At 67.4% G+C, this 21,984-nt stretch carries 18 protein-coding genes; 12 read left to right on the top strand and 6 right to left on the bottom strand.

Features of this window, described 5'->3' with window-relative positions; translation table 11 throughout:
- Positions 1-10: 10 nt before the first annotated feature.
- Positions 11-727: a helix-turn-helix transcriptional regulator gene (locus tag AB0P17_RS04555; RefSeq protein ID WP_365807522.1), complete on the bottom strand. Its 717-nt coding sequence runs from the start codon at positions 725-727 to the stop codon at positions 11-13.
- Between the two features lie 380 nt (positions 728-1,107).
- On the opposite strand from AB0P17_RS04555, the gene AB0P17_RS04550 reads away from it, so the two are divergent.
- Both AB0P17_RS04550 and AB0P17_RS04545 read left to right on the top strand, forming a co-directional pair.
- Entirely contained in the window at positions 1,108-3,762 is a 2,655-nt protein-coding gene (locus AB0P17_RS04550; RefSeq protein WP_365807520.1) for a transglycosylase domain-containing protein, read from the top strand.
- Positions 3,763-3,941: 179 nt separating this feature from the next.
- Positions 3,942-5,462, top strand: coding sequence for a glycosyltransferase 87 family protein (locus AB0P17_RS04545; RefSeq protein WP_365807518.1), 1,521 nt, complete (start codon positions 3,942-3,944; stop codon positions 5,460-5,462).
- A 140-nt stretch (positions 5,463-5,602) separates the two neighbouring features.
- On the opposite strand, the gene AB0P17_RS04540 is transcribed toward AB0P17_RS04545, so the two are convergent.
- From AB0P17_RS04540 to AB0P17_RS04530, 3 genes are all read right to left on the bottom strand, one after another.
- Positions 5,603-6,634, bottom strand: coding sequence for an alanine racemase (locus AB0P17_RS04540; protein WP_365807516.1), 1,032 nt, complete (start codon positions 6,632-6,634; stop codon positions 5,603-5,605).
- Between the two features lie 168 nt (positions 6,635-6,802).
- Positions 6,803-7,921 (bottom strand): peptidoglycan bridge formation glycyltransferase FemA/FemB family protein, encoded by a 1,119-nt coding sequence (locus AB0P17_RS04535; protein ID WP_365807514.1) that lies wholly within the window; start codon positions 7,919-7,921, stop codon positions 6,803-6,805.
- A gap of 161 nt (positions 7,922-8,082) precedes the next feature.
- Positions 8,083-8,397: a hypothetical protein gene (locus tag AB0P17_RS04530; protein WP_365807513.1), complete on the bottom strand. Its 315-nt coding sequence runs from the start codon at positions 8,395-8,397 to the stop codon at positions 8,083-8,085.
- A 271-nt stretch (positions 8,398-8,668) separates the two neighbouring features.
- Here AB0P17_RS04530 and rpsF point away from each other — a divergent pair, with 271 nt between their 5' ends.
- From rpsF to rplI, 4 genes are all read left to right on the top strand, one after another.
- A complete protein-coding gene (rpsF, locus tag AB0P17_RS04525) occupies positions 8,669-8,959 on the top strand; it encodes a 30S ribosomal protein S6 (RefSeq protein WP_006604399.1) in 291 nt (96 codons plus the stop codon).
- Positions 8,960-9,033: 74 nt separating this feature from the next.
- Positions 9,034-9,633, top strand: a complete 600-nt coding sequence (locus AB0P17_RS04520) for a single-stranded DNA-binding protein (protein ID WP_365807512.1) — start codon at positions 9,034-9,036, stop codon at positions 9,631-9,633.
- 44 nt (positions 9,634-9,677) lie between these two features.
- Entirely contained in the window at positions 9,678-9,914 is a 237-nt protein-coding gene (gene rpsR, locus AB0P17_RS04515; protein WP_003967857.1) for a 30S ribosomal protein S18, read from the top strand.
- Positions 9,915-9,932: 18 nt separating this feature from the next.
- On the top strand, positions 9,933-10,379 hold the full coding sequence (gene rplI, locus AB0P17_RS04510; RefSeq protein ID WP_365807510.1) for a 50S ribosomal protein L9: 447 nt from the start codon (positions 9,933-9,935) through the stop codon (positions 10,377-10,379).
- Between the two features lie 203 nt (positions 10,380-10,582).
- Here the strand turns inward: rplI and AB0P17_RS04505 are convergent, their stop codons facing one another.
- Positions 10,583-11,920 carry an MATE family efflux transporter gene (locus AB0P17_RS04505; protein ID WP_365807508.1) on the bottom strand — a complete coding sequence of 446 codons (1,338 nt, stop codon included), beginning with the start codon at positions 11,918-11,920 and terminating at the stop codon, positions 10,583-10,585.
- Between the two features lie 440 nt (positions 11,921-12,360).
- On the opposite strand from AB0P17_RS04505, the gene dnaB reads away from it, so the two are divergent.
- From dnaB to AB0P17_RS04480, 5 genes are all read left to right on the top strand, one after another.
- On the top strand, positions 12,361-13,818 hold the full coding sequence (gene dnaB / locus AB0P17_RS04500) for a replicative DNA helicase (protein ID WP_365807692.1): 1,458 nt from the start codon (positions 12,361-12,363) through the stop codon (positions 13,816-13,818).
- A gap of 198 nt (positions 13,819-14,016) precedes the next feature.
- A complete protein-coding gene (locus AB0P17_RS04495) occupies positions 14,017-14,724 on the top strand; it encodes a TnsA-like heteromeric transposase endonuclease subunit (RefSeq protein ID WP_365807506.1) in 708 nt (235 codons plus the stop codon).
- Positions 14,721-16,850, top strand: a complete 2,130-nt coding sequence (locus AB0P17_RS04490) for a helix-turn-helix domain-containing protein (RefSeq protein WP_365807504.1) — start codon at positions 14,721-14,723, stop codon at positions 16,848-16,850. The genes AB0P17_RS04495 and AB0P17_RS04490 overlap by 4 nt, the downstream gene beginning before the upstream one ends.
- On the top strand, positions 16,847-17,965 hold the full coding sequence (locus AB0P17_RS04485) for an ATP-binding protein (RefSeq protein ID WP_365807503.1): 1,119 nt from the start codon (positions 16,847-16,849) through the stop codon (positions 17,963-17,965). Before AB0P17_RS04490 ends, AB0P17_RS04485 begins: the two co-directional genes overlap by 4 nt.
- The gene (locus AB0P17_RS04480; RefSeq protein WP_365807501.1) at positions 17,962-20,619 is read left to right on the top strand and encodes a TniQ family protein; all 2,658 of its coding nucleotides are present in this window, start codon (positions 17,962-17,964) and stop codon (positions 20,617-20,619) included. The genes AB0P17_RS04485 and AB0P17_RS04480 overlap by 4 nt, the downstream gene beginning before the upstream one ends.
- Here the strand turns inward: AB0P17_RS04480 and def are convergent.
- On the bottom strand, positions 20,594-21,256 hold the full coding sequence (gene def / locus AB0P17_RS04475; RefSeq protein WP_365807499.1) for a peptide deformylase: 663 nt from the start codon (positions 21,254-21,256) through the stop codon (positions 20,594-20,596). The genes AB0P17_RS04480 and def overlap by 26 nt on opposite strands.
- Positions 21,257-21,370: 114 nt before the next feature.
- On the opposite strand from def, the gene AB0P17_RS04470 reads away from it, so the two are divergent.
- Complete coding sequence (locus AB0P17_RS04470) at positions 21,371-21,949, top strand: winged helix-turn-helix domain-containing protein (protein ID WP_365807497.1); 579 nt, start codon at positions 21,371-21,373, stop codon at positions 21,947-21,949.
- Positions 21,950-21,984: the final 35 nt, after the last annotated feature.

Below are 21,984 nucleotides of genomic sequence, written 5' to 3'. Positions count from 1 at the left end.
GTGCAGGACCTCACTTGGTGGGGTCCGCGGACGGATCCGGCGGTCCTGGACGTCCCGGGGGCATGCCCCCGGGAGACGCGGCGTCCCGGTGCCGGGGCAGGCCGTCAGCTTCTCCGGATGTGCCTTCCGGCTCGGCGGGGTCCTCGGGGCCGGACCGCATCTGATCCCGCCCTGCCCGCTCGCTCTCGATCAGCTCGTTCAGCCAGCGCACCTCGCGCTCCACGGACTCCATGCCGTGGCGCTGCAGCTCGAGCGTGTAGTCGTCGAGCCGCTCACGGGTACGGGCCAGAGAGGCGCGCATCTTCTCCAGACGCTCCTCCAGCCTGCTGCGACGGCCTTCGAGGACCCGCATGCGCACCTCACGCTCCGTCTGCCCGAAGAAGGCGAACCGAGCAGCGAAGTGCTCGTCCTCCCAGGCGTCGGGACCGGTGTGCGACAACAGCTCCTCGAAGTGCTCCTTGCCGTCGGACGTCAGCCGATAGACGATCTTGGCCCGGCGCCCCGCGAGCGAGGCGGCGAGCGCGTCCTCCGGGGCGCTGCCCGGCTCCTCGATCAACCAACCGTTGGCGACCAGCGTCTTGAGGCAGGGATAGAGCGTCCCGTAACTGAAGGCACGGAAGATCCCCAGCGAGGTGTTGAGCCGTTTTCGCAGCTCATAGCCGTGCATAGGGGACTCGCGGAGCAGGCCGAGGACAGCGAACTCAAGGATGCCCGAGCGTCTGCTCACCCTCGCCTCCTCCACGGTCCAGGACACCGTCCCGGACTCTTATGCCGTACCGATGTATCGACTCGATACATCCCGACGATAGAACGGAGAGCCGGTAGGGACAAGGGGGGCCTTAGTGAACGGCGTCACATCCCCGATTCTCATGATGCAACTTGCCTGATTTAGGGTGAACTTCAGCTCTCGGAGGGTTTTGACCGTGCGTAGTCTGTGCGGCATGCAGACCACCGGGAACCCAGCGACGCCCCTGAGCGTCCAGACTGACGGCTCACCGGATGCATGTCGGATGAGCCCTATGCCGGGCCGGTCCGTATTCATTTCGGGGGACCGGAACCCAACTGCCGCTTCCAGGCGTATGCGCCTGCCCGAGGAGTAGTCGTTCGATGAGCGAGCACCGTCGCAAACCACCGCAGCCACAAGGTGGCGGCCGTGCTGCGTCCAGGCGTGCGGCCCAGCAGCCGTCCGGTCGCCGTGCAGCCCCGTCACGAGAGACCACGGTCTCCCACGCCGAGCCGTACGAGGAGGAGACCGCCTACGGCGGCCGTGCCGAGGCCAGACGCGCGGCCCAGCGGGGCGGGCGTCGGCGCGGGGACGACGGGCACGGCCGTGCCGAGCCGTACAAGAAGCGGCTGATCGACTACCCGCGTCAGAACAAGTACGGGTGGCGCCGCTGGGTGCCCTCCTGGAAGCAGACCACCGGGCTCACCATCGCCTTCGTCGGTGGCGTCCTGGCCGCCGGGACCGTCGCGTACGCCATGGTCGAGGTTCCCGACGTCAACAAGGCGTCCGAGGCCCAGAAGAACGTCTACTACTGGGACGACGGAACCCAGATGGCCTCCGCCGACGGCGCGGTCAACCGGCAGATCATCAACATCACCGAGATCCCCAAGGCGATGCAGAACGCGGTCGTCTCGGCCGAGAACAAGACCTTCTACGACGACCCCGGCGTCGACTTCAAGGGCATGGGCCGCGCCGTGTTCAACATGGCCATGGGCGGCGACACGCAGGGTGGCTCCACCATCACCCAGCAGTACGTGAAGAACGCCCGGCTGGGCGACCAGAGCCAGACCTTCAGCCGTAAGTTCAAGGAACTCTTCATCGCCATGCGGGTCGGCACCGACATGGACAAAGACGAGATCATGGCGGGGTACCTGAACACGTCGTACTACGGACGCGGCGCCTGGGGCATCCAGGCCGCGTCCCGTACCTACTACGGCAAGGACGCCAAGGACCTCAACGCGAGCGAGTGCGCCTTCCTCGCCTCGCTGCTCAAGGGCGCGACCCTCTACGACCCGGCCGGCGCCACCGAGCTCAACCCGAACGCCACCGCCGAGGGCAACACGCGGCGCGCCAAGATCCGTTGGGAGTCGATCCTCAACGGGATGGTGAAGGACGGGCGCCTCGACGCGTCCGAGCGCGCCACGTACACCGAGTTCCCGATGCCCGACCCGCCGAAGAAGTCCGACGAGCTCGGCGGACAGGTCGGGTACCTGGTCGACCTCGCCAAGGCGAACTTCATCAACAACAACGATGACGTCACGGCGGACGACCTCAGCACGGGTGGGTACGAGATCCACACGACCTTCAACAAGAAGAGGGTCGAAGCGCTGGAGAAGTCGGTCAAGAAGATCTACGACGCCAAGATCGACCCCGAGAAGCGTCCGGAGACCGACACCCACGTCCAGTTCGGCGGCGCCTCCGTCGAACCCGCCACAGGAAAGATCGTCGCGATCTACGGCGGCGAGGACGCCACCAAGCACTTCACCAACAACGCCGACCAGACCGGTGCCCAGGTCGGCTCGACCTTCAAGCCGTTCGTCCTGGCCGCGGCCATGGAAAACGGCGTGCGCGACCCCAAGCTCCCCCCGGACCAGACCAACGAGCAGCGGACACGGATCGCGCCCGACAAGGCCATCTACAACGGCGACAACAAGCTGAAGATCAAGAATTACGACGGCTCGATCTGGACCAACGAAGAGGACAAGGAGTGGCTCCAGACCAACGACGGCGATAAAGATTACGGCGACATGAACCTGCGGGAGGCCATGCAGGAGTCCGCCAACTCGCCCTACGTGCAGCTCGGCATGGACGTCGGCATCCCCCAGGTGCGCCAGGCCGCCATCAACGCCGGTCTGCGTCCGGACTCCCTCAGCAAGTCCAATGTGCCGTCCTTCTCGCTCGGTATCTCCGACCCCAGCGCCATCCGGATGGCCGGCTCCTACGCGACCTTCGCGACCAGCGGCAAGCAGCGCGACCCGTACTCCGTCGACCGGGTGCTGAAGGGCGGCAAGACCATTTACCAGCACAAGGCGACGGCGACCAGCGCCTTCCCCGCCGCGGTCGCGGACAACGTCACCGACGTGCTGAAGTCGGTGGTCGACAAGGGCACCGGAATCACCGCGAAGCTCCCCGACCGCGACGCCGCCGGCAAGACCGGTACCACCGACGGCAACAAGTCGGCCTGGTTCGTGGGGTACACGCCGCAGCTCTCCACCGCCATCGACATGTACCGGATGGACGACGACGCGAAGAACACGAACCGCCAGTTCGAGAAGATGTTCGGCACGGGTGGCGAGGACAAGATCCACGGCAACTCGTTCCCCGCCCAGATCTGGAAGGACTACATGACGGAGGCCCTCAAGGGGAAGCCCGTCGAGAAGTTCCCCAAGCCCGAGCCGATCAGCGATGAGAACTTCTACGGCGGCGGCGTCGAGTCCCCGGAGCCGACCGAGTCCGAGAGCGTGTCCGAGAGCCCGTCCGAGGACCCGTCCGAGAGCGTTTCCGAGAGCCCGTCCGAGGACCCGTCCGAGAGCCCGAGCGGCGACTCCGAGGAGTGCACCAACATCTTCGGATGTGCCGACCAGGGCAATACCAACCAGGGCAATACCAACCAGGGCAACGGCAACCAGGGCAACACGAATCAGGGCAACAGCAACGGCGGAGGCGGCGGAGGAGGCGGCAACCAGGAGAGCCCCTCGGCCTCACCGAGCGACGAACAGTCCCAGGACACCGGCTTCTTCGCAGGTCAGAGAGGCTGATCCGCCCCGGGGCCCCGGGGCCCGCTAACCCCGGGGCGCCACCGCACGGCCGTCACGACAGGCCGGGGACATGTACGCGACACCCGCGAGGGCCGTCGCACCGGACACGTACAGCTCCATGTACGTACGGTGCGGCGGCCCTCGCCCCGTCCACAGCGGTATACGGCAGGATGGGCGCCATGCCGAGCTCAGAAGAGACAACCGTGCACCAGGACCGGCCGGACGTGGCGCCCACCCGGCGGGACGAGATCGCCACGGCCGGCAGCGAGCTGATCGGCGGACCCGCCGGACGCTGGGCCTGGCCGGGCAGCGGGCGGCTCTCCCCCGTCCGCGTCGTCGCACTGGTGGCGATCGGCATGTTCGCACTCGGCATGGTGCAGAAGATGCCCTGCTACAACTGGGCGTGGTTCCGCGGCGCCAGCTCCCAGTACACCCGCGCCTGCTACTCGGACATCCCGCACCTCTTCCTCGGGCGCGGCTTCGCCGACAACCTCGTGCCGTACTTCGACCGGCTCAGCGGCGACATGCAGTACCTGGAGTACCCCGTCCTGACCGGCCTCTTCATGGAGGTCGCCTCCTGGCTCACCCCGGGCGGCTCCATCCAGTACCGCGAGCAGATGTACTGGATGGTCAACGCGGGCATGCTCATGATCTGCGCCACGGTCATCGCCGTCTGCGTCGCCCGCACCCACCGCCGCCGCCCGTGGGATGCCCTCCTCGTCGCCCTGGCGCCCGCCCTCGCCCTCACGGCCACCATCAACTGGGACCTGCTGGCCGTCGCACTCACCGCCGCCGCCATGCTCATGTGGTCCCGCGGCCGTGCCCTCGCCTTCGGCATCCTCATCGGGCTCGCCACCGCCGCCAAGCTCTACCCCGCACTCCTCCTGGGGCCCCTGCTCGTCCTGTGCTGGCGCGCCGGACGCTACCGCGCGTACGGCACGGCCCTCCTGGGCGCCGCCGGTGCCTGGCTGGCGGTGAACCTGCCGGTGATGCTGCTCGCCCCCGAAGGGTGGAAGAAGTTCTACACCTTCAGCCAGGAACGGCAGATCGACTTCGGCTCCTTCTGGCTGATCATCACGCAGCGCACCGGCCGGTCGATCGATGTCGGCACGGTCAACACGTACGCCATGATCCTCATGGTGCTGGCCTGCGCGGGCATCGGCGCCCTCGCCCTCACCGCGCCCCGCAGGCCGCGCTTCGCCCAGCTCGCCTTCCTCGTCGTCGCCGCGTTCATCCTCACCAACAAGGTCTACTCGCCGCAGTACGTCCTCTGGCTGATCCCGCTCGCCGCGCTGGCCCGCCCCCGCTGGCGCGACTTCCTCGTCTGGCAGGCCTGCGAGGTCATGTACTACCTCGGGATCTGGATGTACCTCGCGTACACGACCAGCGGCGACGCCCACAAGGGGCTGCCCGCCGAGGGCTACCAGCTCGCCATCGCCCTGCATCTGCTCGGCACGCTCTACCTCTGCGCCCTGGTCGTACGGGACATCCTCCTGCCCGAACGGGACGGCGTGCGCACCGACGGCTCGGACGACCCCTCCGGCGGCGTCCTGGACGGCGCGGAGGACCGTTTCGTCCTCGGCAGGGCCGCACCGGAGCCCGCCGGGACGCCCGCCACCCACTTCGGCGGGGTCAGGCTCGAATGGGGGGTCCGCAAGAGCCTGCCGGCCACCCAGGAACGATCCCCCGACTTCGGCTGATCGCCTCCGGGAAACGGGTGAAGGCGCCACCTCGCGCGAGGCGGCGCCTTCACCCGTTTCGGCCGTACGGCGTTACGGCTCCAAAGCCCTGACGGCGCTACGGTCCCGCACCGTTACGGGCGTGCCGCGTGTCCGGCGCGTCAGCGGTCCACCAGCCGGTCGAACTGCGTCGTCGTATGGCGCAGATGCGCCACCAGTTCATCTCCGACCCTCGGCTCCTGCGCGTCCGACGGCACGAACAGGATCGACACCTGCATGTGCGGCGGCTCCGCGAACCAGCGCTGCTTGCCGTCCCAGACGAACGGGGACAGGTTCCGGTTCACCGTCGCCAGCCCCGCCCGGGCGACCCCCTTCGCCCGCGGCATCACCCCGTGCAGCGCCTTCGGGGCCTCCAAGCCGACGCCGTGCGACGTGCCCCCCGCCACGACCACCAGCCAGCCGTCGGACGCGGCCTTCTGCTGCCGGTAACCGAACCGGTCCCCCTTGGCGACCCGCGTCACGTCCAGCACCGAACCCCGGTACTCGGTCGCCTCGTGGTCGCCCAGCCACAGCCGCGTGCCGATCCGCGCGCGGAAACGGGTCTGCGGGAACTGCTGCTGAAGCCGCGCCAGCTCGGACGCCGCGAGGTGGCTCACGAACATCGTGTGCAGCGGAAGCCGGGCGGCGCGCAGCCGGTCCATCCACGCGATGACTTCCTCGACCGCGTCGGAACCGTCCGTACGGTCCAGCGGAAGGTGCAGGGCGAAGCCCTCCAGCCGTACGTCCTCTATGGCGGCGTGGAGCTGACCCAGCTCCTCCTCCTTCACCCCGTGGCGCTTCATCGAGCTCATGCACTCGATGACCACACGGGCACCCACCAGGGCGTACACGCCGTCGACGGACGAGACCGAGCGCACCACCCGGTCCGGCAGCGGCACCGGCTCCTCACCCCGCCGGAAGGGGGTGAGCACCAGCAGATCGCCGCTGAACCAGTCCTTTATGCGGGCGGCCTCGTAAATCGTGCCCACGGCCAGCATGTCGGAGCCGAACCGCGTGGTCTCGTCGGAGAGACGTTCATGACTGAAGCCGTAGCCATTGCCCTTGCAGACCGGGACCAGCCCCGGGAACTGCTCGATGACCGACTTCTGGTGCGCCCGCCAGCGCGCGGTGTCGACGTAGAGGGAGAGCGCCATTGCCGGTCCGGAACCTTTCTCTCGGCTGCGGTGTATCAGAGTGCTGCGGTGATAAGAATATGAATCGTCGTGCGGGTGGGAGTTCCCTGTCAGAAGGATCCGCTCCGCACCGCCGCCGGAAACCTCCAGCGGCACCTCAACCGGTCGGCCGACCGGTCGGCCGACTGATCAGCGGCGGGACATGTACATGTCGAGCGCCTTGTGGAGCAGCTTGTTCAGCGGGAAATCCCATTCCCCGATGTACTCGACGGCCTCCCCGCCGGTGCCCACCTTGAACTGGATCAGACCGAAAAGATGATCGGTCTCGTCGAGCGAGTCGGAGATACCGCGCAGGTCGTACACCGTCGCGCCCATCGCATAGGCGTCCCGCAGCATCCGCCACTGCATCGCGTTCGAAGGCCGCACCTCGCGCTTGTGATTCGCCGAAGCGCCGTACGAATACCAGACGTGACCCCCGACGATCAGCATCGTCGCCGCCGCCACGTTCTCACCCTCGTGACGCGCGAAATACAGACGCATCCGATTCGGGTCCTCGGTGTTCAGCACACTCCACATGCGCTGGAAGTACGACAACGGCCGCGGCCGGAAATGATCCCGCTCCGCCGTGATCTCGTACAACCGCTGCCACTCACCGAGATCCTCGTAACTGCCCTGCACCACATCGACGCCGGCCTTCTCGGCCTTCTTGATGTTGCGCCGCCACAGCTGATTGAACCCCTTCAGCACATCGTCCAGCGAACGGTTGGCCAAAGGCACCTGGAAGACATAACGCGGCTGGACGTCGCCGAACCCCGCGCCCCCGTCCTCCCCCTGCTGCCACCCCATCTTGCGCAGCCGGTCCGACACCTCGAAGGCGCGCGGCTCGATGTGCGACGCCTCGACATCACGCAGGCGCTTCACATCCGGATCCTGAATACCCGACTTGATCGCCGCGGCATTCCATCGGCGGATCACCACCGGCGGCCCCATCTTCACCGAGAAAGCACCCTGATGCTTCAGATGGGCCAGCATCGGCTGCATCCACTCGTCCAGATTCGGCGCATACCAATTCAGCACCGGACCCTCGGGCAGATACGCCAGATAGCGCTTGATCTTCGGCAGTTGCCGATACAGCACCAGCCCCGCGCCGACCAGTTCACCGTTCTTGTCGAACCAGCCCAGGTTCTCGGAGCGCCACTCCGTCTTCACGTCAGCCCACGCCGGGACCTGGCAATGACTCGCCGCCGGCAGACTCTGGATATACGCCAGATGCTGCTCACGGCTGATGGTCCTCAGGGTCAGACTCATACGGGGCGCTCCTCGGCAGGTGTGTCCCCATCGATACAGGGGCTCCGGCTCTCGCGCCGAAGCCTACTGCGCCGATGGAGCGCCCCGTCTGGGCGTCGGCCGGAGCCGACCGGGAAAGTGCGGGGCCGGGACCGGGGCCGGGCCCGGCCGGTAGGAGAGGTCTACCCGATGACCCCGCCGAACAGACCGCCGTGCGCCATACCGAGGAAGAAGCCGACCGCCGAGGCGCCCAGCCCGATGATCAGCAGGAACCGCTCGCGCGTCGTCACGGAGATGAACTGCCCGTACGCACCCGTCAGGATCCCCACCAGCCCCGCCCACGAACTGATCAGATGCAACTGGTGGAAGAACGCCGTGACGAAGGCGAGAAGCCCCAGCGCCACCGTCACCACCATCAGAGTGTCCTGAAGCGGATGAGGCTTCCCGTCCGTCGAGAAAAGCGATGTGGAGGGGTTCGGTCGCATTGCCTGTGCCATCTGGCACCTCCTGGCCTTGCCGGAGGCGGCGCATCGTAGCGCCGCGCACACCCGATGTGTACAGATTGCGCCCGCAGGCGGCAGGATTTCAACAGGAAGCCACCGGGCGGGTAGTCTGTACGGTCTGCACCGGTGTCTGCCCAGGCCAGAACACGATCCTCTCGTCCGACGAGCCGGATTGTCAGTGGCGGCCGATACCGTTGCTCACGCATCACGACCCTCCTGCCACGGAACGACCGTGGCCGCTGAGTCCAAAGGAGGTGGGTTCCACATGCGTCACTACGAGGTGATGGTCATCCTCGACCCCGATCTCGAGGAGCGCGCTGTCTCCCCGCTGATCGAGAACTTCCTCTCCGTCGTCCGTGAGGGCAACGGAAAGGTCGAGAAGGTCGACACCTGGGGCCGTCGTCGTCTCTCTTACGAGATCAAGAAGAAGCCCGAGGGCATCTACTCGGTCATCGACCTCCAGGCCGAGCCTGCGGTCGTCAAGGAGCTCGACCGACAGATGAACCTGAACGAGTCGGTCCTCCGGACCAAGGTCCTCCGCCCCGAGACCCACTGAGCCACCGGCTCAGCGTCATCGGGTCCGAGTAGCAGCAAGCAGCCAGAAGCAATCCCCGCCGAGAGGTTCACCCAATGGCAGGCGAGACCGTCATCACGGTCGTCGGCAATCTCGTCGACGACCCCGAGCTGCGCTTCACCCCGTCCGGTGCGGCGGTCGCGAAGTTCCGCGTCGCGTCCACTCCCCGCACCTTCGACCGGCAGACCAATGAGTGGAAGGACGGCGAGAGCCTGTTCCTCACCTGCTCGGTCTGGCGGCAGGCGGCGGAGAACGTCGCCGAGTCGCTCCAGCGAGGCATGCGCGTCGTCGTGCAGGGCCGGCTGAAGCAGCGGTCCTACGAGGACCGCGAGGGCGTCAAGCGCACGGTCTACGAGCTGGACGTCGAGGAAGTCGGCCCCAGCCTGAAGAACGCCACGGCCAAGGTCACCAAGACCACCGGCCGCGGTGGCCAGGGCGGTTACGGCGGCGGCCAGCAGTCGCAGGGCGGCGGCGGAAACTGGGGCGGCGGCCCCGGTGGTGGCGGCCAGCAGGGCGGCGGCGGTGCTCCCGCCGACGACCCGTGGGCCACCAGCGCGCCGGCCGGCGGCGGCCAGCAGTCGCAGGGCGGCGGGGGCAACGGAGGCGGCTGGGGCGGAAGCTCCGGCGGCGGCTACTCGGACGAGCCGCCCTTCTAAGGGCGGGCTCGCACCCCACTTCTTGATCACACAGGAGAAACACCATGGCGAAGCCGCCTGTGCGCAAGCCTAAGAAGAAGGTCTGCGCATTCTGCAAGGACAAGACCCAGTACGTGGACTACAAGGACACGAACATGCTGCGGAAGTTCATTTCCGACCGCGGCAAGATCCGTGCCCGCCGCGTGACCGGCAACTGCACGCAGCACCAGCGTGACGTCGCCACGGCCGTCAAGAACAGCCGTGAGATGGCGCTGCTGCCCTACACGTCCACCGCGCGATAAGGGAAGGGTGACCGAATCATGAAGATCATCCTCACCCACGAGGTCTCCGGCCTCGGCGCCGCCGGCGACGTCGTCGACGTCAAGGACGGCTACGCCCGCAACTACCTGGTCCCGCGCGGTTTCGCGATCCGCTGGACCAAGGGCGGCGAGAAGGACGTGGCGCAGATCCGCCGCGCCCGCAAGATCCACGAGATCGCCACCATCGAGCAGGCCAACGAGATCAAGGCCCGCCTCGAAGGTGTGAAGGTGCGTCTGGCCGTTCGCTCCGGCGACGCCGGCCGCCTCTTCGGCTCCGTCACCCCGGCCGACCTCGCCTCGGCGATCAAGTCCGCCGGTGGTCCGGAGGTCGACAAGCGTCGCATCGAGCTCGGTTCGCCGATCAAGACCCTGGGCTCGCACCAGGTGTCGGTGCGTCTGCACCCCGAGGTCGCCGCGAAGCTCGGCGTCGAGGTCGTCGCCGCCTAAGCGACGCGCTCGGCTGAGCACGCAGGAAGAGGGCCGTATCCCGGTGGGGATACGGCCCTCTTCTCGTTCCCGCGGCCCGGCTCCGTCTCTTGTTCCCGCGGCCCGGCTGCGTCCGACGGCCTTGGCATCGGCGTCGTCGCCATGTTTCACGTGAAACGGGCACACCGGGTGTTTCACGTGAAACGGCGGCTGCCGCCGGTGTCTCAGCGAGTAGCGCCCGTGACCAGCCACTGGCCGGAACGGGTTCGCAGCCAGAGCGTCAGCATGCGGACCGTCATCATCAGCCCCATCGCCCACCAGAGAGCCGTCAGCCCGCCGCCCAGGACCGGCACGAGCAGAGCCGCCGGCGCGAAGACCACCAGCGTCACCAGCATGGCCCCGGCGAGATACGGGCCGTCCCCCGCGCCCATCAGCACACCGTCCAGCACGAACACGATCCCCGCCAGCGGCTGCGTCACCGCCACCACCAGCAGAGCGGGCACCAACGTCTCCCGCACCGCCGGGTCCCCGGTGAACAACGGAATGAACAACGGGCGCCCGATCACGATCAGCGCACCGAGCACCACACCCGACACGATGCCCCACTGCACCATGCGCCGGCATACCTCCCGGGCGCCCGTGGTGTCCCCCGCCCCGAGATAGCGGCCGATGATGGCCTGCCCCGCGATGGCGATCGCGTCGAGCGCGAAAGCCATCAGGCTCCACAGCGACAGAAGAATCTGATGTGCCGCGATGTCCGCGTCCCCGAGCCGCGCGGCGACCGCCGTGGCAATCATCAGAACCGCCCGCAGCGAGAGCGTACGGACCAGCAGTGGTGCACCGGCCTGTGCACTGGCCCGTATCCCCGCCGCGTCGGGGCGCAGCGATGCACCGTGCCGACGCGCTCCCCGTACGACGACGACCAGATAGACGGCGGCCATGGCGCACTGGGCGATCACCGTGCCCCAGGCGGAACCGGCGATGCCGAGGCCGGCGCCGTAGACGAGCCCGACATTCAGCGCCGCGTTGGCGCCGAACCCGCCGATGGCGACGTACAGCGGCGTACGGGTGTCCTGGAGCCCGCGCAGCACGCCGGTGGCGGCCAGGACCACCAGCATGGCCGGGATGCCGAGGCTGGAGATCCGCAGATAGGTGACGGCGTACGGGGCGGCGGTGTCCGAGGCCCCGAAGAGACCGACGAGCCAGGGCGCGGCGGGCAGGGCGACCGCGACGACGGCGGCGCCGAGCAGCAGGGCCAGCCAGATGCCGTCCATGCCCTGGCGGATGGCGGACGGGAGATCGCCGGAACCGACCCGCCGGGCGACGGCCGCGGTGGTGGCGTAGGCGAGGAAGACGAAGACGGACACGGCGGTCGTCAGCAGGGCCGCCGCGATGCCCAGTCCGGCGAGTTGCGGGGTGCCGAGATGGCCGACGACGGCGCTGTCGAACATCACGAAGAGCGGCTCCGCCACGAGGGCTCCGAAGGCCGGAACGGCGAGCGCGACGATCTCGCGATCGTGCTGTCGCCGAACCGTCCTGGATGCCGAGGGGGCCTGTGTCATGCGCTCAACCTAATCTTCCACAGGTAAGTGATGCAAGCGGCCAGTGGTCCTTACTTCTGTCTCGGGTGAAGGATCGGTTGTGCGGTGGTTCCACTGATCTTGGCCCAGTCGGGAAATTTTCTTTCCCCCACAGCCAGTGGATGGAAAAAGTGCAGGTCAGTAGCAGTGTGGAGCGGTCGGTATGACTTTGTCCACAGCGCTGTCCCCCGGTCCGTGCACAGGTTCACGCATGTTCTCCACAGCATCTGGTCCTTCGTCCACACGGCCTGTGGATAACAAGATTGGCTGACGTCGCCGACGGGCCTACCGTGGACCGGCGTCCGACGCGCCGGAACCGGAGTCAGACCTCTCGTTTTGTCAGTGTCGTGCCGTACAAAGAGTGGCACGGCGAGGTCCGCTGGGCGGACGTGAGGAGGTGGCCGGTGAGCATTCCCGAGCCGTTGGACGACCCCTGGACCGATACCGGTCCCAGTGACCGTCTGCCTGTCTCCCGGCAGCGCCGTGGTGAGGGCCGGGGCCGCGAGGAGCAGCACGACCGGGGCAGCGAGAGCGGCCCCTGGGACGGCGGTTCCGGGTTCGAGCGGGTGCCTCCGCAGGATCTCGACGCGGAGCAGTCGGTGCTCGGCGGCATGCTCCTGTCCAAGGACGCGATCGCCGATGTCGTGGAGATCATCAAGGGCCATGACTTCTACCGTCCGGCGCACGAGATGGTCTTCCAGGCGATTCTCGACCTCTACGCCAAGGGGGAGCCGGCCGACCCCATCACCGTGGCGGCCGAGCTGGTCAAGCGCGGTGAGATCGGCAAGGTCGGCGGGGCCTCGTATCTGCACACCCTCGTCCAGTCGGTACCCACGGCGGCGAACGCGTCGTACTACGCGGAGATCGTGCACGAGCGGGCGGTTCTGCGCCGGCTCGTCGAGGCGGGTACGAAGATCACACAGATGGGGTATGCGGCCGACGGGGACGTCGATGAGATCGTCAACTCCGCGCAGGCCGAGATCTACGCCGTCACGGAACAGCGGACGAGCGAGGACTACCTGCCGCTGGGCGACATCATGGAGGGCGCGCTCGACGAGATCGAGGCGATCGGTTCGCGCAGCGGTGAGATGACCGGTGTGCCGACTGGCTTCACGGACTTCGACTCCCTCACGAACGGTCTCCACCCCGGCCAGATGATCGTCATCGCGGCCCGTCCGGCCATGGGTAAGTCCACGCTGGCGCTGGACTTCGCGCGGGCGGCGTCCATCAAGAACAATCTGCCGAGCGTGATCTTCTCCCTGGAGATGGGGCGGAACGAGATCGCGATGCGCCTGCTGTCGGCGGAGGCGCGGGTGGCGCTGCACCACATGAGGTCCGGCACGATGACGGACGAGGACTGGACGCGCCTGGCCCGCCGGATGCCGGACGTCTCGCAGGCGCCGCTGTACATCGACGACTCGCCGAACCTGTCGATGATGGAGATCCGGGCGAAGTGCCGTCGCCTCAAGCAGCGCAACGACATCCGGTTGGTGGTCATCGACTACCTCCAGCTCATGCAGTCGGGCGGTTCCAAGCGCGCCGAGAGTCGGCAGCAGGAGGTCTCGGACATGTCGCGAAACCTGAAGCTGCTGGCCAAGGAGCTGGAGCTGCCGGTGATCGCGCTGTCGCAGCTCAACCGTGGCCCCGAGCAGCGTACGGACAAGAAGCCGATGGTCTCCGACCTGCGTGAGTCGGGCTCGATCGAGCAGGACGCGGACATGGTGATCCTGTTGCACCGTGAGGACGCGTACGAGAAGGAGTCGCCGCGCGCGGGCGAGGCGGACCTCATCGTGGCGAAGCACCGTAACGGTCCGACGGCGACGATCACGGTGGCGTTCCAGGGGCACTACTCGCGCTTCGTGGACATGGCGCAGACCTGAGCGAGGGCAGTGTAGGGTCTCAAATTTCGTGTCGGAATCTCACGGTCGATGTCGGATCGAAGTCGGATCCGACACTGAGCTGAGATTCGCAGGTCGCTGCCGTACCTCGTTCGAGTGAAAGTGTTGCTGGTGTGCTCCCGTCGGCGTGTTGGACGGGAGCATCGTGCTGCCGAGGGCAACTCCAACTCGGGAGTAGGGATGGAAGCGACGGTCAGCTTTCGTGGGCACAGTGGCGGGGTTGAAGAGTGTTCCTGGGCTTCTGCGGCACCGGCGTCACTGCAGACGGCTCATCCGTGGCGGACGTTCCGCTGGTACAGGGATCAGAAGCACTACTCGGGTACCTATTGGTCGGCGACGATGCGCGACCACGTGATCTACGAGTCACGACTGGAGCTGTCGCGCCTGCTCTTCGCCGATTTTGATCCGTCCGTACGGGGCATAGTGGCCCAGCCCTTTCTGCTGCAGACGGTGCTGGAGGGGAAGATGCGTCGGCACATACCGGACTATCTCCTGCTCACTGGGCAGGTGCCGGTGGTTGTCGATGTCAAGCCGCGGCACCGATTGTCCAAGCCTGAGGTGGCGTTCACCTTCGGCTGGACCCAGAGGGTGGTGGAATCGCGGGGATGGAAGTACGAGGTCTGGAGTGAGCCTCCGGCCGCAGAGCTGGAGAACATCCGGTTCCTGGCGGGCTACCGCAGGGATTGGCTGTTCAGCCCCGAGATTCTGGAACAGCTACGGGATGTGGATCTCAACGGTGTTCTTCTGGGGCAGGCCGTGGGGTGTCTGCCGGATCGTCCAGAACCTCAAGTCCGTGCTGCGATCCACCATTTGCTCTGGACGCAAGTCTTCGTAACCGATCTCGACCGGCCGCTCGGCTCTTCGCACGTCCTGAGGAGGGCAGCGTGAGTAGGGCGGCCGCTCGCGTCGGAGTTGGTACGCGCTTCCGCTATGACGGGGAATCCGTCGAGGTGGTGGAGATGGCTGCGACCACAGCGGGCAACGAAGTGGTCTTGAAGGATGGTCATGGGCGGCTGCTGCGGCTGTCGCTCAAGGAACTGCTGTTCTCTGACCGTGCTGCGATCAGCCCTGACGGCCCGGGACCGTCTGCGGACGACGAAGGCGAGATCGCCTCCGTGGTCCTCGGGCAGCTCGATGTGGAGGATAAGCGGAAGGTCCTGGAGCGAGCCGGGCATGTCCGCGAGGTGCTGACCGGTTATCGCTCCGGCAGCGGGGAGTTGGCGGCTGACGACGAGCCGAGGGACAGCTACGGCACGGCAGTGCCGATGGAGGCGAGGAAGGCAGCCAAGGCGGCGGAACTTGGCGTGACGACCCGCACCATTGAGCGCTGGGTCGCTGGATTTCTCCAGCATGGCGAGGCCGGGCTTGCACCGAGGAAAACGCGGTCGGAGCGGTCGCAGACATCGGTCGATGACCGGTGGGTGGAGATCGCGGTGGAGGTGATGGTCGAGCACACCGACCAGTCGCGGCCGTCGCGGACGATGGTGATCGAGCGGACCCGGGCTCGGGTGATTGCGCGGTTCGGCGAGGGGGTGGTGCCACAGCCGAGTCGGGCGACGGCGTTTCGACTGCTGGAGGAACTGGAGCGACGGCATCCGCTGTTCCGGCTGAGCATGAAGCGCAACCGGGATATCGCCGGTCGGCCGGAGGGCCAGTACGGCAAGCTGCGGCCGACCCGGCCGGGCGAGTACCTGCTGATGGACTCCACACGCCTGGACGTCTTCGCGTTTGACCCGCTGACGCTCAAGTGGGTGCAGGCCGAATTGAGTGTCGGGATGGATTGGTACACCCGCTGCGTCATGGGGATCCGGCTGACGCCGGTCTCGACGAAGGCGGTGGATGTCAGCGCGGTGCTCTTCCAGTCGTTTCGGCCGAGGCCGGCGGGGCGGGACTGGCCGCGGCACGCGGTCTGGCCTGAGCACGGGATCCCCCGCACTGTCCTGGTCGATGTCGAGGGCGCCACCGGGCCGGGGCTGGCCTCGCCTCCTCTGGTCCCCGAGACGCTGGTGGTCGACCACGGCAAGGTCTACGTCTCGGAGCATCTGACCAGTGTCTGCCGCCGGATGGGCATCTCCATCCAGCCGGCCCGACTGCGAACGGGCCGCGACAAGGGCCCGGTGGAGCGCTATTTCCGGACTCTGCGGGAGGGGCTGCTGCAGGTGCTGCCCGGCTACAAGGGGCCCGACATCCACTCGCGGGGCGAGAGCCCGGAAGACGAGGCGTTCTTCTTCCTCGACGAGCTTGAGGCGATCATCCGGGAGTGGACCGCGGCGGTCTATCACTGCAGGCCGCACTCCAGCCTGGTCGATCCTGGCCTGCCGGGACTGCGGATGTCCCCGGCGAAGATGTTCGAGCACGGCATGGCGCGGGCGGGCTACATCGAAGCACCCCGCGACCGGGACCTGGCCTTTGAGTTCCTGCAGACGAAGTGGCGCACGGTCCAGCACTACGGGGTTGAGATCGGCCGACGCCGCTACAGCGGCCCCGGCCTGCCCGAGCCGGGCATCCGCAGCCCCTACGACAGCCCGGTCAAGAACGGCTGGCCCTTCCAAGTGGACCCCGACGACATCACCAAGATCTACTTCCGCAACCCCACAACCCGCGAATGGCACACCCTGACCTGGGAGCACGCACCGTCGGCCGAGATGCCGCTGAGCGAGGACGCGTTGACATTCGCCCGGCAACTGGCCGCATCGAAATATCGCTTCCCCGACGACCGGCTCGCCGTCGCCGACTTGCTTCAGCGGTGGAACCTCGGACTGGGCACCACGATCGCCGAGCGGCGCATGGCCCTGAGGCTCTCGCGCGAGCAGGCCGCCATCGAACTGCCCGAGGACGAGGCGGAGACGGTCGTCTCGCTTCCGTCCGTACGCAAGGCCCTCGGCCAGGACGAGGAGACCCCAGAACCGCAGGAACCCGACCTGGTGACGGAAACAGGGGACGACGACGAGGCCGATCTGGAAGACCTCGCCGAAGAGAACGACTTCTACGCCGATGCTCTGGAGGACGTGTGAACGACAACAGCGTTCCGGAGCCGGACAATCTCGCCCTGTCGCGGAAGGAGGACTTCAAGGCGTTCGCCGAGGGCCCTCGCCGCAGTCGGCCCGATCTGCTGACCTGCAAGCAGCTGAAGTCCCTGGCCACGCAGGCGCGGGCGGACTATGACCGGCAGCGCCGGAAGTGGCACGCGAACATCGGCCCGGTCAAGACACCACAACTGGCAGAGCTCCACGAGGACTTGTGGGACATCGTCGACAGCAACGAGCAGGACGGTGACAAGGCCAAGGGCGCGGTTGCCGTCGACGCGTTCCCGGGGCTGGGCAAGACGACCTCGGTGCTGGCCTTCGCCCGCGACTTCCACCAGCGGGAGATCGAGGAGTCGGGCCCGTTCACGAGCAAGGGACACGAGCGGATTCCCGTCTGCCGGGTCGGGCTGACCGGGAACACCGGAATGAAGGACCTCAACCGGGCCATGCTGGAGTTCTTCGGCCACCCCGGAACGGGGCGGGGCACCACCGCCCAGTTCGGACGGCGGGTGCTGGACTGCGTGTTGTCCTGCGATGTCCGACTGGTGGTTCTGGACGACCTTCACTTCCTGAAATGGGGACAGAAGAGCGGAATCGAGGTGAGTAATCACCTGAAGTGGATCGCCAACGAGTTCCCGGTGACATTGCTGATGGTGGGGGTCGAACTCGCGGAGAAGGGCCTGTTCGGCGAGGGAACGAACGGGCGCGACACGGCTCTGGCCCAGACCGGCCGCCGCACCACCCGCCTGGGACTGCGTCCATTCACCATCGATACGGAGGCCGGACGCCGGGAATGGCGGCAGATGCTGCTGGCCCTCGAACAGCGCGTCGTGCTTGCCGCCAAGCACCCCGGCATGCTCGCGGACGACCTGTCGGACTACCTCTTCGCCCGCAGCACCGGACACATCGGTTCGCTGATGACGCTGATCAACCGCGGCTGCCAGCGGGCAGTCCGCACCGGCGCCGAACGGCTGGACCAGGAGCTGATGGACCGGGTGAAGAACGACGAGGCGTCTGAGGCAGCCCGCCTCGAACTTCAGGCCGCGCTGGAGAAGAAGCGTCTGACCAGCCGTCCCCGGACCCGGGTCAGACGAGCCGCATGAGGACGTCGGCCCGCACCCTGCCGATCCGGCTGCTTCCACTGTCCGGCGAGGCGCTGGACTCCTGGCTGGAGGCGATGGCCAGGCGGCTGGACACCACACTCGGTGATGTCCTGCTGCACTTCGGCTTCCCGGTCCGGCAGCGGGCCGGAAACCAGTTCCGGGGCATCCCGACGGACTGGACGATCTTCCTCGATGATCGGTTGACTGCTGCCGTTGCGCACGCCACCGGCACGGCCCCGGAGGCGGTCGCCGCGATGACCCTGGCGCACTATGACGGACGGGCCCTGCAGCTGAGTCCCGAAGGCCGGGCCGTGTCACGGCATGTCCTATGGGGACGCGGCCGGGGGTCCCGGTTCTGCCCGGACTGTCTCCGCTCCAGCGAGGGTCGCTGGCAGTTGTCCTGGAGGCTCGGTTTCTCCTTCGCCTGCACCCGGCACCGTCGACTGCTGGCGGACTGCTGTCCGCACTGCGGGCGGGTTCCGCGGCAGCGGCCCCGCTCCGGGCGGTCCGTTCCCCGGCCTGAACTCTGCGGCAATCCGCCGATCCGCCCCGGCGGTCCGATTTCGGCTGGCTGCGGCGCCGATCTGACCTGTGCTCCAACGCTTTGCCTGCCTCTTGGCCATCCGGTTCTCATGGCGCAGGACCGGGTGACGGAGATCATCGACGGCGCAACGGTGGCCTTCGGCCCCTACCGGGCTGTTCCCCAGTCGGCACTGACAGTGCTGGCCGATATCCGGGCCCTGGGCATCCGCGTTCTGAGCGACCTTCCCGCTGCTGTCCTGCGTGAACAGATGCCGGCCGACATCGCAGAAGCGCACCTCGTCACCGATCCGGTCGTCCCGCGCACCGAACAGGCGGCGGACCGACCGGGGTTCATGGCCCCGCCGCGAGCCGCGGACACCGCCGTCGCGGTCACCATGGCCCTGGGCATCCTGGAACAGCCAGGAATCCATTCGGCCGGCGAGGCCCTGCGAGTCCTGCTGGAAGCAGTACGCGAGGAACTCACGCAGATCTCGGCGACCAGCATCGACGACTGGGGCCAGGGCATCAGCCCGGTGCTGCAGTCCGTGCACCTGGCAGCCCTCGCTCCTTCCCTCCGACCCAGCGAGCACCTGCGCTACCGCATGACGACCGAGACGCCCCGCAGGCCGGCAAGGACCACTCGGGACATCGAGGAGCGAGCCAGGAAGATCCCGACGACGTTCTGGCAGTCCTGGACGGTCCGGCTCACACCGCCTGCGGGAATCCATGGACGGGCCCTGGCTCCCGTCCTCGCAGCCCTGCTGCTGATCCCCGACAGCCGCACCTCCTTGGACCAGGCCGCCGGGCTGGTCGGCGACGTCACCGACGGCATCGAGATCTCACGCCTCCTCCAGGAACTCGACGACCTTCCGCAATGGCCGGACATCGTCACCGTCCTGGACCGGCTCGCCGACCACCTCGACGCCAACGGCACCCCCATCGACTACGGCCGACGCCGACTCCTCGACTACACCGGCCTGCTTCCCCACGACCGCTGGCTGGAGATCTGCCGCCGGACCGGAACACCGCCGGGGTCCGGACGTCGCGAACGCATCGTCCGCAGCCAGCTCTTCCGACGTCTCAGCGGCCTGCCTGCCGAGTCCGTCCCCGACGACCTGGGCGGGCTCGACAGCGCAGAGTTCCGGGCGGCGTCCTTGCACTTCACCGCGCTTCAGACACCCGAACTCGCACACGCCCTCCAGCAAGAAGCCCTCGGCTTCCTGGCCTCGCACCACATCCACGACGAGCCCGTGACCTGGCAGCCTCCCGCCACCTTGCTGGCAGGACTCTCCCTTCCCGGACCCGACCCGGCGCAAGTCGACCTGCCCCGCCTGCACCAACTCGTCCGAGAACGCCGGCACCCCGTTCAGCACGCTGCCCAGGTCCTGGGCACGACCGTCGAGGCCATCCGGCATGTCCTCGACGAAGACCCAGCGCCCGCACCCCCGCTGACGAAGAACACGGCCAGAGCCACCGGCCGCATCCGGCAGCGAGCCCGGCAAGCCATCCCGGCAGAGCGCTTCACCCAGCTCTACCTCGAAGAACACCGGTCCCTCCAGCAGATCGCCACCCTCACCGGCTTCTCCCGCAGAGCGCTGACCGATCTCGCCAAGGAGTACGGAATCCCGCTCCGCGAGGGCCCACAGGATTACAAGCGCCGCGGCGCCATTGAACGGGACTGGCTCATTGAGCAGTACGTCCACCGCCGCCGAACTCTGCCGGACCTCGCCCGTGAAACCGGCATGAGCACCGCGAACATGGCCCGCTGGGCCCACACCCACAACATCCCCCTCCGGCCACGCGGCGGAGCCAGCCACCACGCCTCCCTCCGCACCCCCGAGCAGGCCGCAGATGCCCCCGCCATCCTGCGTGACGCTCTGACCAGCCCAAATGCCCGGCAGCGACTCGAACGCTTTGCTGCCGCCCTGCCCTACCCCACCGTCACCGACGCTGCCCGAGCCCTCGGCATTCACCAATCGACACTGACAACCCAGATCAACCGGCTCGAAAGGGACCTGGGTCGACCCCTGATCGAACGTGCTGAACGAGGCCGCAGGATGCGGCCCACGCCCTTCGGTAGAAAAGTGGCCGCTGCCACCAAGCGTCTCATTGGCCCAGGCGGGCGGCCTTGATCGCGCGTTGGGCGAAGACGTCCTCACGGCGCTCTGCCATCTGCCGAAGCGCGTCTTTGCGATCTCGCTTGGAGAGCCGGTCGAGATAGGTGTGACCGAAGAGGTGGTCGGTCTCGTGTTGCAGACACCGAGCGAAGTAACCCGTTCCTTCGATGACGAGGGGGTTGCCGTCCTTGTCGAGCCCGCGAGCGATGGCACGATCGGTGCGGGGAACCGCCATGCCCGCACCGGGCACGGACAGGCAGCCCTCGAAGTCGTCAACGAGTCGGCGGCTCCCCGGATCGGGCAGGCCCAGAACCGGGTTGATGATGTGACCGACATGCCGGATCCCGTAGTCGTCCGGGCAGTCATACACGAACAGCCGCAGGGCGACATCTACCTGGTTGGCGGCCAGGCCGGCACCGTCGGCCACATACATGGTCAGGAACATGTCGTCGATTAACGCCGACAGCTCCGGAGTGCCGAACTCGGTCACCTCCCGGCACGGACGGCTCAGCACCTCCTCACCCACCACCGTGACCCTGCGAACCGAACCCCGTTCCGCCTCAGGCGGCAGGGCCGGATAGGCGTCCACCGGGCGGCCTTGCACACGGACTCGCCGGTCGACGGAATGGGACCGCTCGTGACGAACAGACATAGCTGTCTCCCCTTTTTGCGCACGTCACAGGTGCCGCGGAGGTCACCGCAGCTGATGACTTCAACAAGGACCTACGGCTTGCCAAGTACTTTGCAAAGTAGCAGACTTTGCAAAGTGACTGAAGATGATGTCAACAGCCCGGACGGCCAGACAGCCAGCAGCAGCGAAGAATTGCGCGAGCACGAAGTCCGCACAGCCTTGCTGGACCTACTCGCCGAAGTCGGCACCGTCACGGCCACCGAAGCCGCCTCCCGGCTGGGCTACAGCTCTGGGCTCTGCTCATTCCACCTACGGCAGCTCGCCCGTCACGGATACATCGAAGAGGCCCCCCACAGCGGGGGCCGCGCACGTCCCTGGCGTCTGAAGCAGCACACCCCTGCTGCCGACGGTCCTATGGAGGAGCATTTCGGCGACTTGGCTCGTGGGCTGGAGGACGAAAGCTGGCAGCGATGGCTGACCCAGCGAGATGAGGCGCCGTCCGAATGGCGACACGACGAAGCATTCAGCGCCGTCGCCTACCTGACACCCGAAGAGATGAGCCGCGTCGCGGACGTGATCCGACGGGCCCTCGCGCCCTACCAGGACCGCGAACAACGTCCTCTGGCCCGGCCCGACGGCGCTCGACCGGTGGCCCTCATCACTCGACTGTTCCCCCTGCTTCCCCACACGGCAGACGGCGCGGACCAGGACTGAGGAGCCGTCGGCCGTTCCGCACCCACTTGAGGAAA

The organism is Streptomyces sp. NPDC088124, from assembly GCF_040685895.1.
GTDB lineage: Bacteria > Actinomycetota > Actinomycetes > Streptomycetales > Streptomycetaceae > Streptomyces.
This window is presented reverse-complemented; position numbering and strand designations above follow the sequence as displayed.

Bases quoted from the DNA above. Each gene is read 5' to 3' on its own strand.
- AB0P17_RS04550 (WP_365807520.1), top strand. From the start codon at position 1,108: ATGAGCGAGCACCGTCGCAAACCACCGCAGCCACAAGGTGGCGGCCGT.
- AB0P17_RS04545 (WP_365807518.1), top strand. From the start codon at position 3,942: ATGCCGAGCTCAGAAGAGACAACCGTGCACCAGGACCGGCCGGACGTG.
- AB0P17_RS04540 (WP_365807516.1), bottom strand. From the start codon at position 6,634: ATGGCGCTCTCCCTCTACGTCGACACCGCGCGCTGGCGGGCGCACCAG.
- AB0P17_RS04535 (WP_365807514.1), bottom strand. From the start codon at position 7,921: ATGAGTCTGACCCTGAGGACCATCAGCCGTGAGCAGCATCTGGCGTAT.
- AB0P17_RS04530 (WP_365807513.1), bottom strand. From the start codon at position 8,397: ATGGCACAGGCAATGCGACCGAACCCCTCCACATCGCTTTTCTCGACG.
- rpsF (WP_006604399.1), top strand. From the start codon at position 8,669: ATGCGTCACTACGAGGTGATGGTCATCCTCGACCCCGATCTCGAGGAG.
- AB0P17_RS04520 (WP_365807512.1), top strand. From the start codon at position 9,034: ATGGCAGGCGAGACCGTCATCACGGTCGTCGGCAATCTCGTCGACGAC.
- rpsR (WP_003967857.1), top strand. From the start codon at position 9,678: ATGGCGAAGCCGCCTGTGCGCAAGCCTAAGAAGAAGGTCTGCGCATTC.
- rplI (WP_365807510.1), top strand. From the start codon at position 9,933: ATGAAGATCATCCTCACCCACGAGGTCTCCGGCCTCGGCGCCGCCGGC.
- AB0P17_RS04505 (WP_365807508.1), bottom strand. From the start codon at position 11,920: ATGACACAGGCCCCCTCGGCATCCAGGACGGTTCGGCGACAGCACGAT.
- AB0P17_RS04495 (WP_365807506.1), top strand. From the start codon at position 14,017: ATGGAAGCGACGGTCAGCTTTCGTGGGCACAGTGGCGGGGTTGAAGAG.
- AB0P17_RS04480 (WP_365807501.1), top strand. From the start codon at position 17,962: ATGAGGACGTCGGCCCGCACCCTGCCGATCCGGCTGCTTCCACTGTCC.
- def (WP_365807499.1), bottom strand. From the start codon at position 21,256: ATGTCTGTTCGTCACGAGCGGTCCCATTCCGTCGACCGGCGAGTCCGT.